The organism is Streptomyces sp. NBC_00252 (assembly GCF_036187565.1).
In the GTDB taxonomy this organism is placed as follows: domain Bacteria; phylum Actinomycetota; class Actinomycetes; order Streptomycetales; family Streptomycetaceae; genus Streptomyces.
Genome location: NZ_CP108087.1, coordinates 3,000,229 through 3,017,028, shown reverse-complemented (window position 1 = coordinate 3,017,028; position 16,800 = coordinate 3,000,229). Strand labels below are relative to the sequence as shown.

Annotated in this window: 9 protein-coding genes; 8 read left to right on the top strand and 1 reads right to left on the bottom strand. The window is 70.8% G+C overall.

Translation table 11 applies throughout. The features are described 5' to 3' along the window. Nucleotides 1-42: 42 nt before the first annotated feature. Both OHT77_RS12735 and OHT77_RS12730 read left to right on the top strand, forming a co-directional pair. On the top strand, nucleotides 43-1,623 hold the full coding sequence (locus tag OHT77_RS12735) for a PucR family transcriptional regulator (RefSeq protein ID WP_328828425.1): 1,581 nt from the start codon (nucleotides 43-45) through the stop codon (nucleotides 1,621-1,623). A gap of 152 nt (nucleotides 1,624-1,775) precedes the next feature. Further along, entirely contained in the window at nucleotides 1,776-3,221 is a 1,446-nt protein-coding gene (locus OHT77_RS12730; protein WP_328834226.1) for an aldehyde dehydrogenase family protein, read from the top strand. 152 nt (nucleotides 3,222-3,373) lie between these two features. Here OHT77_RS12730 and OHT77_RS12725 read toward each other — a convergent pair whose 3' ends face one another. Beyond that, the gene (locus tag OHT77_RS12725) at nucleotides 3,374-6,208 is read right to left on the bottom strand and encodes a glycoside hydrolase family 3 C-terminal domain-containing protein (protein WP_328828424.1); all 2,835 of its coding nucleotides are present in this window, start codon (nucleotides 6,206-6,208) and stop codon (nucleotides 3,374-3,376) included. Between the two features lie 291 nt (nucleotides 6,209-6,499). Between OHT77_RS12725 and OHT77_RS12720 the strand changes: the two genes are divergently transcribed. The 6 genes from OHT77_RS12720 to OHT77_RS12695 all read left to right on the top strand — a co-directional run bounded on the left by OHT77_RS12720 (nucleotide 6,500) and on the right by OHT77_RS12695 (nucleotide 16,775). Beyond that, complete coding sequence (locus OHT77_RS12720; protein ID WP_328828422.1) at nucleotides 6,500-8,191, top strand: extracellular solute-binding protein; 1,692 nt, start codon at nucleotides 6,500-6,502, stop codon at nucleotides 8,189-8,191. A 27-nt stretch (nucleotides 8,192-8,218) separates the two neighbouring features. Continuing rightward, on the top strand, nucleotides 8,219-9,253 hold the full coding sequence (locus OHT77_RS12715) for an ABC transporter permease (protein WP_328828420.1): 1,035 nt from the start codon (nucleotides 8,219-8,221) through the stop codon (nucleotides 9,251-9,253). After that, nucleotides 9,250-10,212 carry a carbohydrate ABC transporter permease gene (locus OHT77_RS12710; RefSeq protein WP_328828419.1) on the top strand — a complete coding sequence of 321 codons (963 nt, stop codon included), beginning with the start codon at nucleotides 9,250-9,252 and terminating at the stop codon, nucleotides 10,210-10,212. The genes OHT77_RS12715 and OHT77_RS12710 overlap by 4 nt, the downstream gene beginning before the upstream one ends. Nucleotides 10,213-10,339: 127 nt before the next feature. After that, a complete protein-coding gene (locus OHT77_RS12705) occupies nucleotides 10,340-12,550 on the top strand; it encodes a 1,4-beta-glucanase (protein WP_328828418.1) in 2,211 nt (736 codons plus the stop codon). Next, the gene (locus OHT77_RS12700) at nucleotides 12,550-14,523 is read left to right on the top strand and encodes a beta-galactosidase (RefSeq protein ID WP_328828417.1); all 1,974 of its coding nucleotides are present in this window, start codon (nucleotides 12,550-12,552) and stop codon (nucleotides 14,521-14,523) included. Before OHT77_RS12705 ends, OHT77_RS12700 begins: the two co-directional genes overlap by 1 nt. Continuing rightward, entirely contained in the window at nucleotides 14,520-16,775 is a 2,256-nt protein-coding gene (locus OHT77_RS12695; protein ID WP_328828416.1) for a glycosyl hydrolase family 95 catalytic domain-containing protein, read from the top strand. The genes OHT77_RS12700 and OHT77_RS12695 overlap by 4 nt, the downstream gene beginning before the upstream one ends. Nucleotides 16,776-16,800 lie beyond the last annotated feature (25 nt).

Genomic DNA, 16,800 nt, shown 5'->3' with positions numbered 1-16,800 from the left:
AGATCGACCTGATCGACGGTTCTTCCTCCACCTGAAGGCACCATGCCCCCCACGCTCGCCTCCCTCGTCCACCACTCCGCGCTGAAGCTCACCGTGCGCGCCGGAGAGGATCACCTGGACGTGCCGGTGCGGTGGGTGCATGCCAGTGAGCTGGCGGATCCGGTGCCGTACATGGAGGGTGGGGAGCTGCTGCTGATCACCGCGCTGAAGCTGGACGCGGAGGACGCGAAGGCCATGCGGCGGTATGTGAAGCGGCTGGTGGGGGCAGGGGTCGTAGGGCTCGGGTTCGCCGTCGGGGTGAACTACGACGAGATCCCCGAGGCACTCGTCGCCACCGCCCAGGAAGAGGGGCTGCCGCTCCTCGAGGTCCCCCGCCGCACCCCCTTCATCGCGATCAGCAAGGCCGTCTCCGCAGCGATCGCCGCGGACCAGTACCGCTCCGTCACCGCCGGCTTCGCCGCCCAGCGCGAACTCACCCGGCAGGCACTCACCGACGGTCCCGAGGGCCTCCTCACCGCACTCGCCGCCCAGGTCGACGGCTGGGCCGCGCTCTACGACGCGTCGGGCGCCGTCGTCGCCACCGCACCGGAGTGGGCGGGCCGCCGCGCCGCCCGGCTCACGGCGGACGTGGAGCGGCTGAGGGACCGACCCGCACCGGCCTCGTCCGTCGTCGGCGGCCCGGACAACGAGGACCGCGTCGAGCTGCACACCCTCGGCACCGGCCGCCGCCCCCGCGCCGCACTCGCCGTGGGGACGGCGGCGGCGCTCGGGACGGCCGAGCGGTACGCCGTGCACTCGGCGATCGCCCTCCTGACCCTCACCACCGAGCGTTCCCGCTCCCTCCAGGCCGCCCAGGAGCGGATCGGCGCGGCCGTGCTGCGGATGCTGCTCGCCGGACAGCCGGACCACGCGCGGGCGGTCGCCGGTGATCTGTTCGGCGGGCTGCTGGACGCGCCGTTCCGGATCGTCGTGGGTGAGTCGGCCGACGGTGCCGCCCTGGACGCGCTCGCCGAGGTCGTGGAGTCGGCGGCGGCCCGTTCGGGCGAGGCCGTGCTCGTCGTACCGGAAGGGCCGGAACGGCTGGTGGTGCTGGCCGTCGACGACGGCGCCGCGGTCGAGGCGTGCGTGGAGCACGCGGCGATGCTGGAGGCCGAGCGCGCCACGTCGGCCACCGGGGAGCGCACCGGCGACGAGGACGACCTGGTCGTGGGGCTCTCGGCACCCGCGGGACCCATCGCCGCGGCGGCGGCGTACAAGCAGGCCGAGCAGGCGCTGTCCGTCGCCCGGCGGCGCGGGCGCGTGCTGGTCGAGCACGAGCAACTGGCCGCCGGGTCCGTCCTGCCGCTGCTCGCGGACGACGCGGTGCGCGCCTTCGCGGACGGGTTGCTGCGGCCGCTGTCGGAGCACGACGCCACCGGGCGCGGGGATCTCGTCGCCTCGCTGCGGGCGTGGCTGTCCCGGCACGGCCAGTGGGACGCGGCGGCCGCCGACCTCGGGGTGCACCGGCACACGCTGCGGTACCGGATGCGGCGCGTCGAGGAGATCCTCGGGCGCTCGCTGGACGATCCGGACGTACGGATGGAGCTGTGGCTCGCGCTGAAGGCGACCGCCGCGGCGGAGTGACGGCATCTGCCGAACTGGAGTGTCCCCGACCGGCACTGCTACGGCCCGGACAAACGCACCCGCGCTTCCCCGCCCCTACGGTGGACCGAGAAGCACCGAGTACACGCACCCCCAACGCGGAAGGGCCGGCACACGCAATGCCCAACGAAACTGTGGCAGTCACCCACGCCTTCTGGCTCGCCGGCCGCCAGGCCACCGGCGACGACACCTTCGACGTCACCTCCCCCTGGGACGGACGCCTCGTCGGCAAGGTCAGCCTGCCGACCGATGCCCAGGTCGAGGAGGCGGTGGCCGCCGCGTACGCCGTACGGGACGAGTTCGCCGCGACCCCCGCCCACGTCCGCGCCGCCGCCCTCGACCACGTCAGCCGGCGTCTCGTCGAGCGCACCGAGGAGATCGCGCAGCTGATCTCCGCCGAGAACGGCAAGCCGATCAAGTGGGCCCGCGGTGAGGTCGGCCGCGCGGTGTCCGTGTTCCGGTTCGCGGCGGAGGAGGCCCGGCGCTTCAACGGCGGCGACGCCCAGCGCCTCGACACCGACGCCGGCGGCCAGGGCCGGCTCGCCCTCACCCGGCGCTTCCCGAAGGGTGTCGTCCTCGGCATCGCGCCCTTCAACTTCCCGTTGAACCTGTGCGCCCACAAGATCGCCCCCGCGATCGCGGCCGGCGCCCCGATCATCCTCAAGCCGGCCCCGGCCACCCCGCTCTCCGGCCTGATCATCGGCGACCTGCTCGCCGAGACCGAGCTGCCCGCCGGGTCGTGGAGCATCCTCCCGGTCGCCAACGACCACATGCCCGCCCTCGTCCAGGACGAGCGGCTGCCGGTGATCTCCTTCACCGGTTCGGAGAAGGTCGGCTACGCGATCATGGACTCGGTGCCGCGCAAGCACTGCACCCTGGAGCTGGGCGGCAACGGCGCGGCCGTGGTCCTCGGGGACTACTCCTCCGACGCCGACCTCGACTGGGCCGCGACCCGCATCGCCACCTTCTCGAACTACCAGGGCGGCCAGTCCTGCATCTCCGTGCAGCGGGTCATCGCCGACGCCGCGGTCTACGACCGGCTGCTCCCGCGCATAGTCGCCGCCGTCGAGGCCCAGGTCACCGGCGACCCGGGCGACGACAAGACCGACGTCGGCCCGCTGGTCAGCGAGGCCGCCGCGCAGCGCGTCGAGTCGTGGGTCCAGGAGGCCGTCGAGGCGGGCGCCACGCTCCTCACGGGCGGCAAGCGCGACAGCGCCTCGTACGCCCCGACCGTCCTCACCGACGTGCCGGCCGACACGACGATCTCCTGCGAGGAGGTCTTCGGACCGGTGCTGACCGTCACGAAGGTGGACGGCGAGGCCGCCGCCTTCGCCGCCGCCAACGACTCCAAGTACGGCCTCCAGGCAGGGGTGTTCACCCACGACCTGCAGGTCGCCTTCCGCGCCCACCGCGCGCTGGAGGTCGGCGGTGTCGTGATCGGCGACGTCCCGTCCTACCGCGCCGACCAGATGCCGTACGGCGGCGCCAAGCAGTCCGGTGTCGGCCGCGAGGGCGTCAAGTTCGCGATGGACGACTACACCTACGAGCGCGTGCTGGTCCTCACGGGCCTGGCGCTCTGACCGTCCACGGGACGAGAGCGGTCGCTTCCGACCGTTCTCTCACCGGGCTGCTCTAGCTAATGGGATCCATTTTCATATAGCCTCCCCGAAGGGGCCCGGCACCGATGCCTTCCGGTGCCGGGCCCCTTCTCCGCGTCGACCCCTCCGGACCCTCAGCCGGAGAACCCGACCCGCGCGAGCCGCAACGGCCCCCGCAGCTTCAGATGCACATCGTGCACGCCCTCGACGACGATCCCGGCGCCGAGCGTGGTGTAGTCGTACGGGCCCGACGTCGGTTCGGACAGGGCGAGTTCGGCCAGTACCGGGCCGCCGTCCAGGGACAGTTCCACGACGCCCTCGCCCGCCACCTCCACGGTCACCTCCGTGACTCCGTCGCCGAAGTCGCAGTGCCGGTAGGTCAGTTCGGCCGTACCGCCCCGCGCCGGGGTCACCGCGTCGCCCGCCGCCTTCGTCAGGTCGACGATCTCACCGCCCGACTGCTCGTCGAAGTCGGCCGCGGACAGGCCCTGTTGGAGGAGGGTCCGGGGTGCGGCGGGCTCGCCGTCGAGCGTCACCGCCGTACGGAGACGGATGTCCTCGCTGGAGGCACCGATCAGCAGGTCGTACGACCCCGGCTCCAGCCGCCACCCGCCCCGCGCCACGTCCCAGAACTCGAAGGCGGACAGCGGGACCTGGAAGTCCAGCTCGGCCCGCTCGCCCGGCGCCAGGGTCACCCGCCGGTGCGCCACGAGTTCACGGCGCGGGCGCGGGACCGACGGGTCGGCGGCACGCGTGTACAGCTGCGCGACCTCGTCCGCCGTCATGTCGCCTCTGTTGGTGACCGTGAACTCCACCTGCACCGCGCCGTGTTCGACCCGTGCCGTCACGTCGCCGTACGCGAAGGACGCGTAGGACAGGCCGTGGCCGAAGGGGAAGAGCGGGGTGCCCTCGAAGTAGAGGTAGGTCTGACGGCCGCCGATCACGTCGTAGTCGAGGAGGCCGGGCAGGTCGGCGTCGGCCGCGTACCAGGTCTGGGGGAGGCGGCCGGCGGGGGAGATGTCGCCTGCGAGGACACGGGCCAGGGCGGTGCCCGCCGCCTGGCCGCCGTGGGCGGTCCACAGGATCGCCGGGAGGTCGGCCGGGCCGACCGCGTACGGGTACGCGGAGACCAGGGCCAGGACCGTGTTCGGGTTCGCGGCACGGGCCGCGCGCAGCAGGCGTTCCTGGTGGGCGGGGAGACGGAGGGTCGTACGGTCCTCCGTCTCGCGGCCGTTGATGTGCGGGTCGTTGCCCGCGACGACGAGCACCACGTCCGCCGCCTCCGCGACCCGGGCCACCGCGTCCTCGCCGCGCTCGGCAACCACCAACTCGAAGACGTCCGCGCCCTCTTCGGCAACCTTCACGCCGTCGGCGGCGACAGAGACGTGGCGACCCGTACCGATGTGCTGCAGGAGGTGACCGTTCTCATGGGGTTCCAGGCGGAATGTCTCCTGGACGACCCAGCCTCCGGGCTGGTCGGCGGAGGCGCGGACGTAGCCGTCGTCGGCGACCGAGAGGTAACGGCCGTCCGGGGCGCGCAGGGTGAGGACGCCCTCGCCCCAGTCCACGAGGGCGAGTTCGGTGCCGGTCGCGTCGGTGGTGAGCGGGGGCAGGTCGGTGCGTCCGGCGAGCAGGGCCGGGTCCAACGCGCCCTCGGCGCCGCGTACTTCGTCCTCCGCGTCCGCCAACGGAACGCGCAGGAAGGCGCCTTGGAGGGTCCGCAGCAGGACCCGGTCCACTCCCTCCGCGAACTCGACGCGCTCGGCGCCGAACCGCTCGTACAGACCCTCCAGTGGAGTGGACCGGTGGATCAACGTGCCGCTGTACCAGTCGAGTTTGCACTCGTCCGCGAGCAGACCGACCACGGCGAGACGGGTGTCGTGGGCCAGCGGCAGCAGGTCGTCGTTCTTGAGGAGGACCACCGCCTGTTCCGCGGCCTCCTGGGCGAGGGCCCGGTGCGCCGGGGTGTCGAAGTCCTCGGTGCCGGTGTGCGGGTCGTGGTCCGGGTCGAACTCGCCGAGCCGGAACCGGACCGAGAGCTGACGGCGGACCGCCGCGTCGACATCGGCCTCGGTCAACAGGCCCTGGTCCAGCGCCCCTTGGACCCGGGCCGTGATCGTCGAACCGTCGGTGCCGTGATCGGTGAAGCTGTCCACACCGGACAGCAGCGAGGCCGCCGTCGCCTCCTCGTGGGTGTCGAAGTAGTGCTCCGAGTCGACCAGGTTGGAGGGCGCGCCCGCGTCCGAACAGACCAAGAGGTCCTCGTCGGTCCAGGTGCGCAACTGCTCGCGCAGATACGGCGACACGTGGTTGGGGCGGCCGTTGACCAGGTTGTACGCGGGCATCACGCCCGCCACCGCACCCGCCTCGACCGTCTCGCGGAAGGCGCGCAGGTCGTACTCGTGCAGCACGCGCGGGCGCACCGAGGACGACGAGATGTCGCGCCCCGTCTCGTTGTTGTGCGCCAGCCAGTGCTTGAGGACGGGTGCCGTGCGCCAGTACGTCGGATGGTCGCCGCGCAGGCCGCGCGTGTACGCGGTGGCGATCGCCGAGGTCAGCTTCGGGTCCTCCGAGTAGCCCTCCTCGTTACGGCCCCACAGCGGGTGGCGCAGCAGATTCACCGTCGGGGACCACACGTTGAGGCCGACGCGATCGTCGCGGGCCCGCATCGCGCGCACCTCCTTCGACACCGCGTCGCCGACCCGTCGTACGAGATCCTCGTTCCAGGTCGCGCCCAGGCCCACCGCCTGCGGGAAGACCGTGGCCGGGCCCATCCACGCGACGCCGTGCAGGGCCTCCTGGCCGGTGCGGAACGCGGCGACGCCGAGGCGCTCCACGGCGGGCGCGTACTGGTGCAGGAAGCCGACCTTCTCGTCGGGGGTGAGCCGCGCCAGCAGGTCGTCGATGCGCTTCGCGAACGGCAGTCGCGGATCGCGGAAAGGCGGCGTAGGCGGCGTTTGTTCGGTCACGTGGGGTTCCCCTTGCGATGGAGCGGAGAGGCGCTTTCGAAGCGCTTCGATGCTGATTCGATGCGCGTCGAGTGTCAAGAGACCTTCACCGATATTTCAAGCAGCACATACGGACAGGTCACCCCCTGCTCCGCGGAGGAATCTTGGGAGCGACCCTTGTGCACCCCTGGGTGTTCACTTAACCTCGCAGCAACATCGAAGCGCTTCGACTAAGTGCTCTGTTCCACTCAAGACACCGCAGCCGACGGCCCCACCGCCGGGTGTCCTGGTGCGCCATGAAGGGTTGACGCAATGACGCCGAACGCCTCCGCCGCCTCCGCTCCCAGCCGGAGAAGCTTCCTCGCCTCCACGGCGGTCGTCGCCGCAGCGGTCGCGGGAGGGGTGCCGCTGCTCTCCGCCTGCGGCGCCTCGGACAGCGGTTCGGGCGGGGGCAGTTCGGAGGGCAAGGGCGTCAAGAAGCTGCTGCCGGCCTTCGTCGCCGGCAATGTGGTGACCCCGGACATCGCCTCCAAGAACGGCTCCGCGGTCGGCTTCACCAGCAAGCTCGACCTCGCCACGCTCAAGACGTCGGTGCCGAAGAAGCTCGGCAAGGGCGGCAAGGTCAGCATCATGTCGCCGTTCTGGGGCTCCCCGCCGAAGAACGACAACGCCTACTACAAGGCGATGAACACCCTGATCGGCGTCGACGTCGCATGGCAGAACCAGGACGGCAACACCTACGACCAGAAGCTCGGCGCGGTCCTCGCCTCCAGCGACATCCCGGACGTCGTGGTCGTCCCCAGCTGGAACATGGGCGGCAAGATACCCAGCGCCATCATCGGCAAGTTCGCCGACCTCGGCCCCTACCTCTCCGGTGACAAGGTCAAGGACTACCCGAACCTCGCGGCGATCCCGTCCGACGCCTGGCAACGCTGCGTCTTCGGCGGCAAGTTGCGCGGACTGCCGATGCCGTCGTCGTACGTCGCCAACATCGTGCCGCTCTACCGCAAGGACATCTTTGACAAGGAGGGGTACGAAGTCCCCACCTCCGCCGACGAGTTCATGGCCCTGGCCAAGGAGATCACCAACGCCAGGGCCAAGCGCTGGGCCTGCCTGGACATGAAGTGGACCGCCTTCAACGCGTGGGGCGTGCTCTCCGGCAGCGAGAAGTCGCTCGGCTGGAACCTCGTCGACGGCAAGCTGGTCAACCGCATCGAGACCCAGGAGTACCTGGAAGCGCTGGAGTGGACGCGCAAGCTGTTCGCCGCCGGATACGTGCACCCCGACGCCAAGTTGGGCAAGAGCGCGGCCACCGACCCGGGCCCCAAGTTCGCCGCCGGCGAGTTCCTCATCTACAACCAGGACATCTCGCAGTGGTGGAGCCGCACCGCCGAACAGGCCACGCAGAACCCGGACTACAAGATCTGGGGCATGGACATCTTCGGCCACGCGGGCGGCAGCCCGACCCTCTGGGCCGGTGAACCCGCGGGCATCTTCGCCTTCATCAGCAAGAAGGCCTCCGCGTCCGTCATCCACGACGCGCTCGCCGTCGCCAACGTCACCGCCGCGCCGTACGGCACCAAGGAGTACATGCTCACCAACTACGGCGTGGAGGGCACCCATTACACCGTCAAGAACGGTGTCCCCACCAAGACCGACCAGGGCAACAACGAGGTCATCAACGCCTACGTCATGGTCGCCAGCCCCGCCGCGACCATCGCCCACCCCGACTTCCCCGAGGTCGCGAAGGCACAGGTCGAGTGGCAGCAGCGGATGGGCGCCTTCACGAAGAAGTCCACGTTCTACGGCCAGCAGATCACCGAGCCGAGCCGCTACACCAACCTCTCCAACGACTTCGAGCAGTTGGAGGACGACATCACCCGCGGCCGCAAGAAGATCAGCGACATGCAGCAGGCCGTCTCCGACTGGAAGAGCAAGGGCGGCGACCAACTGCGCGCCTGGTACCAGAAGTTGCTCGACGACAACGGCACCGCGACGAGCTGACCGGGCACCGAGGCAAGGAGAACGGCCGTGTCCCACAGCACGGTGCCTCGGAGCAGGACCGAGGCCGACACGACGGGAACGACCCCGGTGGCGTCCGGCGGCGCCACCGGTCCGCGACGCAACCGCCCCCAGGCGAAGGTGAGTTGGCGGCTCAGGTTCAGACGCGACCGCGTCCTGCTCCTGATGACCCTGCCGGCCGTCCTGCTCATCCTGGTCTTCAACTACCTGCCGATCCTCGGCAACATCGTCGCCTTCGAGGACTACGACCCCTACGTCAGCGACAACGGCATCGTCTCGATGCTGCACAGCCCCTGGGTCGGCCTGGAGAACTTCCAGCAGATCTTCGCGGACTCCGCGTTCTGGAGCGCCGTACAGAACACGCTCGTCCTGTTCTTCCTCCAGCTCATCCTGTTCTTCCCGATCCCGATCCTCCTCGCGCTGCTCATCAACAGCGTGGTCAGGCCCCGGGTCCGGGCGCTCTCCCAGGCGATCCTCTACCTCCCGCACTTCTTCTCCTGGGTGCTGGTCATCGCCGTCTTCCAGCAACTCCTGGGCGGGGCGGGCCTGTTCTCGCAACTCCTGCGGCAACACGGCTTCGACGGCCTCGACGTCATGACCGACCCGAACACGTTCAAGTTCCTCATCACCGCGCAGAGCGTGTGGAAGGACGCGGGCTGGGGGATCATCGTCTTCCTCGCCGCACTGTCCTCCGTCAGCCCCGATCTGTACGAGGCCGCAGCGATGGACGGCGCGGGGCGCTGGCGCCGCATGTGGCACGTCACCCTGCCCGCGCTACGACCGGTCATCGCGCTGCTGCTGGTCCTGCGGGTGGGCGACGCGCTCACCGTCGGCTTCGAGCAGATCCTGCTCCAACGCGACGCCGTGGGGCCGGGAGCGGCGGAGGTCCTCGACACCTTCGTCTGGTGGAACGGCGTCCGCAACCAGGACTTCGGCTACGCGGCCGCCGCCGGACTCGTCAAGGGCGTGATCAGCCTCGGGCTGGTCCTCGCCGCGAACAAAGTGGCCCACCTCATGGGCGAGCAGGGGGTGTACAAGAAGTGACCGCCGTCATCGACCAACCCGTCGAGCACTCCGAGTCCGCCAAGTCCGCACGGCCGCCCGGACGTTGGGCCGCGCCGCCCCGGCCCACCTGGGAGGAGGAACCCGGCAGGGTAGGTCTCGCGGGCAAGGGGCTCGTCCTCACGCTCGCCTGTCTCGCCATCCTCTTCCCGCTCTGGATCGTCCTCGTCACCAGCCTCTCCTCCCGCAAGACCATCGACCAGGCCGGCGGGCTCGTCATGGTGCCCAAGGGCATCACGTTCGTCGCCTACCGAGAACTCCTCAGCGGCGGCCAGGTCACCCGCGCGGCGATCATCAGCGTCCTCATCACCGTCGTCGGCACGGCGTTCTCCATGGCGGTGTCCGTCCTCTGCGCGTACGGGCTCTCGCGGATCGGGTCGCTCGGGCACCGGTGGATCCTGATGCTGCTGCTGGCGACCATGTTCTTCAGCGCCGGGCTCATTCCGACATATCTGCTCGTCCAGTCGCTCGGCCTGACCGACAGCTATCTCGCGTTGATCCTGCCGAGTGCGCTCAGCGTGTTCAACATCCTTGTGCTGCGCGGGTTCTTCATGGGGATCTCGCAGGAACTCATCGACAGTGCGCGGATCGACGGCGCCGGTGACTTCCGGATTCTGTGGGTGATCGTCATGCCGTTGTCGCGGGCGGTGCTGGCTGTCATCACATTGTTCTATGCCGTGGGGTATTGGAGTGCCTGGTTCAATGCGTCGCTGTATTTGAACGACCAGGACATGATGCCGTTGCAGAACGTCATGATTCAGCTGGTGCAGAAGCAGGAGGCTCCGGTGGGGCTCGGCCAGGCGATCAAGACGGGGGAGTTGTCCGGGCTCGCCGTGCAGATGGCGGTCATGGTGATGGCGTTGTTGCCGGTGGCCGTGCTTTCCCCGTTCGTGCAGCGGCATTTCAAGAAGGGGATGCTCACCGGAGCCGTGAAGGGCTGAATCCGTTTTCTTTTGTCTGCGGGCGCGTGGGGGCTGGTCGCGCCCACGCGGCGGAGCCGAAAACCAATACAGCCCCGCGCCCCTGAGTAGGTATCCGCATCCCGTCTCATACAGCGAGGTATGTGTCATGGAGGCGTCCCGACCGAGTCGGCGTTCCGTTCTTGCCGGGGTTTCCGTTGCCGCCGCGCTCACATCCGTGCCGCTTCTCACCACCAGGGTGCAAGCAGCGGAAGCCCCGGCCTATCGCTGGCGCAACGCCGTCATCGGTGGGACTGGATTCGTCACCGGCATCCTCTTCCACCCCTCCGTCCGTGGGCTCGCCTACGCCCGTACCGACATCGGCGGCGCCTACCGCTGGGACGACCGCGCCGCCCGCTGGACACCCCTCACCGACCAACTCGGCTGGGACGACTGGAACCTGCTCGGGGTCGAGGCCATCGCCGTCGACCCCGTGCACCCGGACCGGCTGTACCTCGCCGTCGGCACCTATGCCCAGTCCTGGGCGGGCAATGGTGCCGTACTCCGCTCCGAGGACCGGGGCACGACCTGGACCCGTACCGACCTCACCGTGAAGCTCGGCGGCAACGAGGACGGCCGGGGTGCGGGGGAGAGGCTGCTCGTCGATCCCCGGGACAGTGACACCCTGTGGCTCGGCACCCGGCACGACGGGCTGCTCAAGTCGACCGACCGGGGCGCCACTTGGGCAGCAGCGACCGGTTTCCCGGCGACCGCCGGTGACTCCGGCCAGGGCGTCACCTTCCTCGTCGCCGTCGGGCGGGCCGTCTACGCGGGGTGGGGTGACGGCGACGGGAGCGCGGGCGCCGTCAGCCTCTACCGGACCACCGACGGCACCACCTGGACGCCCGTCCCCGCGCAGCCCACCGGCACCTCAGCCAAGGTCCCAATCCGGGCCGCCTACGACGCGCGTGCCCGCGAGCTGTACGTGACGTACGCCGACGCGCCCGGGCCCAACGGACAGTCCACCGGCAGTGTGCACAAGTTGGCCGTGGTCAAGGGGACTTGGAGTGAGGTCACGCCGGTGAAGCCGGGTGGGACCACGCCCGACGGGTCCGCCGACACCTTCGGGTACGGCGGGGTCGCCGTCGACGCCCGTCGCGCCGGCACCGTCGTCGTCTCCACCAACAACCGCTGGGCGGCCGTCGACACCCTGTACCGGACCACCGACGGCGGCCGTACCTGGACGTCCCTCAAGGACGCCGCCGTCTTCGACGTGTCCGAGACTCCCTTCCTCACGTGGGGCGCGGATGAGCCGAAGTTCGGCTGGTGGATCCAGGCGGTGGCCGTCGACCCGTACGACTCGAAGCACGTCGTCTACGGCACCGGCGCCACGCTCTACGGCACCCGCGACCTCACCCACTGGGCGCCCCAGGTCCGTGGCCTGGAGGAGACGTCCGTGATCCAGTTGATCTCGCCCCCGGCCGGGGAGGCGCACCTGATCAGCGCCTCCCGGGACATCGGCGTGATGTACCACGAGCGGCTCACGGCGTCTCCGTCGCGCGGCATGGCGACGAACCCCGTGTTCGGGTCGGCGACCGGGATCGCGCAGGCCGCGGGCAGGCCGTCGTACGTGGTCCGCACGGGCTTCGGCGACAGCGGCAACGGTGCGTACTCCCGCGACGGCGGGCGGAGCTGGGCGCCCTTCGCCGCCCAGCCCGACATCGCCGGGGACTCACCGGGGCCGATCGCCACCGGCGCCGACGGCGGCACGCTGCTGTGGTCCTTCGTGCACTGGGACGGCACGAAGTACCCGGCTCACCGCTCGGCGGACAACGGCGCGACCTGGACCGAGGTCCCCTCCTTCCCGAAGGGCGCCACGCCGGTCGCCGACCCGGCCGACCCGACGCTCTTCTACGCCTACGACACCGACACGGGAACGCTGTACGCCAGCACCGACCGTGGCCGTTCGTTCGTGCAGCGTGCGGGTGGACTGCCCTCGGGCGACAGCCAGTTCCAGTTGGTCGCGGCGCCCGGGCGGTCCGGTGACCTGTGGCTGAGCGTCAAGGGGAACGGGCTCTACCGGTCCGTCGACGGGGGCGTCAGCTTCTCGAAGGTGGCCAGTTGCCGGGCCTCCTACACGCTCGGCTTCGGCAAGGCCGCGCCCGGCGCCGACTACCCCGCGATCTATCAGGTCGGCTCCACCGAGACCATCACCGCCGTCTACCGCTCCGACGACGAGGCGAAGACCTGGGTGCGCATCAACGACGATCAGCACCAGTGGGGTTGGACCGGCCAGGCGATCGTCGGTGACCCGCGCGTCCACGGGCGCGTCTACCTCGCCACCAACGGGCGCGGCATCCAGTACGGGGAGCAGCTCTGATGCCTCACCTCGGCGACGCGACGCGCGGGCGCATCCTCTTCGGCGGCGACTACAACCCCGAACAGTGGCCCGAGAAGACCTGGCACGAGGACGTCCGGCTGATGAAGGACGCCGGCGTCAACTCCGTCACCCTCGGCGTCTTCTCCTGGGCCCGACTCGAACCCGAGCCAGGAGCACGGGAGTTCGGCTGGCTCGACCGGCTGATGGACCTGATGCACGACAACGGCATCGGCGTCGTCCTCGCCACCCCCACCTCCTCACCGCCCCCGTGGCTCGGCCGCCTCCACCCGGAGACCCTGCCCCGCGACGCCGACGGCCGGATCGAATGGTGGGGCGGACGCCAGCACTTCTCGCACTCCAGCGCCGTCTACCGCCACCACGCCGCCGCCATCACCGAGGCCCTGGCCGCCCGTTACGGCAGCCACCCCGCGCTCACGATGTGGCACATCAACAACGAGTACTGCACCTTCGACTACGGCGACGAAGCCGCCGTCGCCTTCCGCCGCTGGCTGCGCGCGAAGTACGGCACGCTCGACGCCCTCAACTCAGCCTGGGGCACGGCGTTTTGGAGCCAGGGCTACGACACCTGGGACGGCGTCCTGCCCCCGCGTCACGCCCACTACCTCAACAACCCCGCCCACGTGCTCGACTTCCGGCGCTTCACCTCCGACATGCTCCTGGAGTGCTGCGTCGCCGAGCGCGACATCGTCCGCCGCCACACCCCGCACCTCCCGGTCACCACCAACTTCATGCCGCTGTGGGTGGGCCAGGACGGCTGGCGCTGGTCCGAGGAGGAGGACGTAGTCTCGGTCGACCTCTATCCCGACCCGCGCGACCCGCTCGGCGCCCAAAGCGCCGCCCTCGTCCAGGATTTGACCCGCTCCCAGGCGCACGGCGGCCCCTGGATGCTCATGGAACAGGCCGCCGGACCCGTCAACTGGCGCGGCGTGAACCACCCCAAGCCGCGCGGCCTCAACCGCCTCTGGTCCCTCCAGGCCGTGGCCCGCGGCGCCGACGCCGTCTGCTACTTCCAGTGGCGCCAGTCCCGCCAGGGCGCGGAGAAGTTCCACTCCGGCATGCTCAGCCACGCGGGGGAGCAAGGCCGCACCTTCCAGGAGGTGAAGCGGCTCGGCGCCGAACTCGCCCGGTTCGGCGCCGAGGTGACGGGCACTCGCATCGCCGCCGACATCGCGATCCTGCACGACTGGAACGCCTGGTGGGCGGGTTCGCAGGACGGCCGCCTCTCCACCGAGGTCGACCACCCGGACGTCCTCCGGGCCTGGCACCGCGCCCTCTGGGAGTCCCACCGCACCACCGACCTCGCCCACCCCGAACACGACCTGTCCGCCTACAAGCTGGTCGTCGTCCCGCAGCTCTACCTCCTCACGGACACCGCGATCGACAACCTCCTCGCGTACGTCCGCGCCGGCGGCACCCTGGTCTCCGGCTTCCTCACCGGCATCGCCGACGAGGACGACCGCGTACGCCCCGGCGGCATGGACCCCCGCCTCCGCGCGCTCTTCGGCATCCGCACCCTGCACGAGTGGTGGCCGCTGGACGCGGGGGAGACGGCGGAGTGCGAGGGGTTCCGGGGGACGCTGTGGTCCGAGGAGATCGAGCCGGAGGACGACGGCGTCGACGAGGTGATTCCCTACAAGGGCGGGGAGTTGGACGGCCTGCCCGCGGTCCTGCGCAGGGGCCGGTCCTGGTACGTCTCGACGCTCCCCGAGCCGGACGCGCTGCGGGACCTGCTCGCCCGTGTCGCCACCGACGCGGGGGTGCGTCCGGTGCTCGCCGGGCTTCCGCCGGGCGTCGAGGCCGTACGGCGCGGAGACCTCCTCTTCCTCCTCAACCACGGCCGCGAACCAGTCACCCTCGATATCCCGGGCACCCACCGGGACCTGCTCACCGACACGACCGTCGAGGGCGAGATCAACCTCGGCCGCTACGGTGCGGCAGTGTTGCGCCCATGACCAGCGAACACGCACCGGCCGACCCGCCGGCCTCCGGACCCGTACACGCCACCTGGGAGCCCCTCCCCGCCACCCGCTGGGAGGACGCCTTCCTCAGCGGCAACGGCCACCACGGCGTCCTCGTGTTCGGTGATCCGAACGACGACCGTGTCATCGTCACCCACCACACCCTCGTCCGCCCGAACGGCGCCGAACACGCCCGGCCGCCGCGCCTGGCCGCCGAACTCCCCGCACTTCAGGCCCGGTTGCTCGCCGGTGACCTCACCGCCGCCGAGGGTTTCACGGACGACCGTCCGCTCCAGTGGGTGCAGCCCTTCCACCCGGCGTTCCAGCTACGGCTGCGCAGACCGCCCGGCACCGAGGCCCACGACTACCGCCGCACCGTCGACTTCACCACCGGCGAGGTGACGGCCGCCGCCTCCGGTCCGGACTGGCGCAGCCGCGTCTTCGTCTCCCGCGCCGACGACGTCATCGTCCAGCACGTCACCGCCCCCGACCTCACCCTCGACCTCGCCCTGGACCACCAACTCTCCGGTGCGCCAGCCGGGTTGGGAGTCGGTCACGGCACCCTCCTCACCCCCGACGGCGCCCTGCTCAGCCTCCGCGTGCGCTACCCCGACAGCGACCGCGCGTACACCGGCGTCACGCTGGCCGTGGTCACCGGCGGCACCACACGCCTCGCCCCGCCGGGAGTCCGGATCGCCGGTGCCACCGAGGTCCTGCTCCTCACCCGGGTGCGACGCCACACCGGCGAGCTGGACGTCGTGGAAGAGACGCGGGCCCTGCGGGAGTTGACCGACGAGCGGTCGGACGTCTGCGACTACGACGCCCTGCTCGACCGGCATCTCGCCCTGCATCGGACCGCCTACGGCCGGGTCGCCCTGGACCTCCATGCCGATGACGCCGAACGGGCGCTGCCCGGAAGCGGGTTGCTGAAGCGGACCCGCAGTGCGGCGCTGCTCGAACGGCTCTTCGCCGCCGGGCGTTATCACCTCCTCTCCGCCAGCGGTCTGTGTCCGCCCCGGCTCACCGGGCTGTGGACCGGGGACTGGGACACGGCCTGGTCGGGGGCGTTCACCAACGACGCGAACCTCAACCTCCAGACCGCCTCGGCCGCGAGCGCCGCCCTGCCCGAAGTCACCGACGCCCTCGCGTCCTTGATCCATCGCCAGCTCGGTGACTGGCGGGAGAACGCCCGGGCCGTCTTCGGGGCCCGGGGTGTCGTCGCCCCCGCGCACACCGACGGGGAGTCCGGGCTGTCGTACCACTTCAGCCGGGAGTACCCGCTGCACTTCTGGACCGCCGGGGCCGACTGGCTGCTCAAGCCGCTCGTCGACCACGACGAGACGCGCGGTGCCCGCGATCCGCGTACCGCCGCCGCGCTGGCCGAAGTCGCCCTGTTCTACGAGGACTTCCTCATCGCCGAACCCGGCGCCGCCGACGGCCGCCTCGTCGTCGTCCCGTCGTACTCGCCCGAGAACCGGCCCGCGAACGGCAGTTGGGGTGCGATCAACGCGGCGATGGACCTGTCCGCCGCCCGGCACGCGCTCGAAACGGCTGCCGCGTACCACCCGGGTACGCCGGAGGCCCTGCGGTGGCGTGCCCTCGCCGACCGGCTGCCGCCGCACCGGGTCAACTCCCAGGGCGCGCTGGCCGAATGGGCCTGGCCGGGCCTCGACGACACCTACGACCACCGTCATCTCAGCCACCTCTACGGCGTGTGGCCGCTCGACGAGATCAATCCGTACGACACCCCGCGGCTCGCCGACGCCGCGCACCGCGCGCTCCACCTCCGGGGCGCCGAGAACGACTCCGCGCACGGGCATCTGCATCACGCGCTCGTCGCCGCCCGGCTGCGGGACGGCGAGCGGGTCGCGCACGCCCTCGGGCAGGTGCTCGACGGCGACTTCTTCCACGCCTCACTGATGAGCGCGCACTACCCGAACCGCGACGTCTACAACGCGGACGCCGCGCACACCCTGCCCGGTGTGCTCGTCGAGGCGCTCGTGCAGTCGACCCCGGACCGGCTGGTGCTGCTGCCCGCGCTGCCCGCGGCGTATCCGCACGGTCAACTCACCGGCGTACGCACGAGGTTCGGGGCGGAGGTCGAGCTGCGCTGGACGCCCCACTCCGCCACGGCGCTGATCCGGCCGTCCCGTACCCACCGCGTCGAACTCCGGACTTCCGCCGGCACGGAGCCGCTCGACCTCGTCGCCGGAGAAGACCGCGTCCTCACCCTGGGGGCGCGGTAGCCACTCGCAATCTCCCCCCACCCAT

Excerpts from the sequence above, each read along its gene's own strand:
- OHT77_RS12735 (WP_328828425.1), top strand. The coding sequence starts at position 43 with ATGCCCCCCACGCTCGCCTCCCTCGTCCACCACTCCGCGCTGAAGCTC.
- OHT77_RS12720 (WP_328828422.1), top strand. The coding sequence starts at position 6,500 with ATGACGCCGAACGCCTCCGCCGCCTCCGCTCCCAGCCGGAGAAGCTTC.
- OHT77_RS12705 (WP_328828418.1), top strand. The coding sequence starts at position 10,340 with ATGGAGGCGTCCCGACCGAGTCGGCGTTCCGTTCTTGCCGGGGTTTCC.
- OHT77_RS12700 (WP_328828417.1), top strand. The coding sequence starts at position 12,550 with ATGCCTCACCTCGGCGACGCGACGCGCGGGCGCATCCTCTTCGGCGGC.
- OHT77_RS12695 (WP_328828416.1), top strand. The coding sequence starts at position 14,520 with ATGACCAGCGAACACGCACCGGCCGACCCGCCGGCCTCCGGACCCGTA.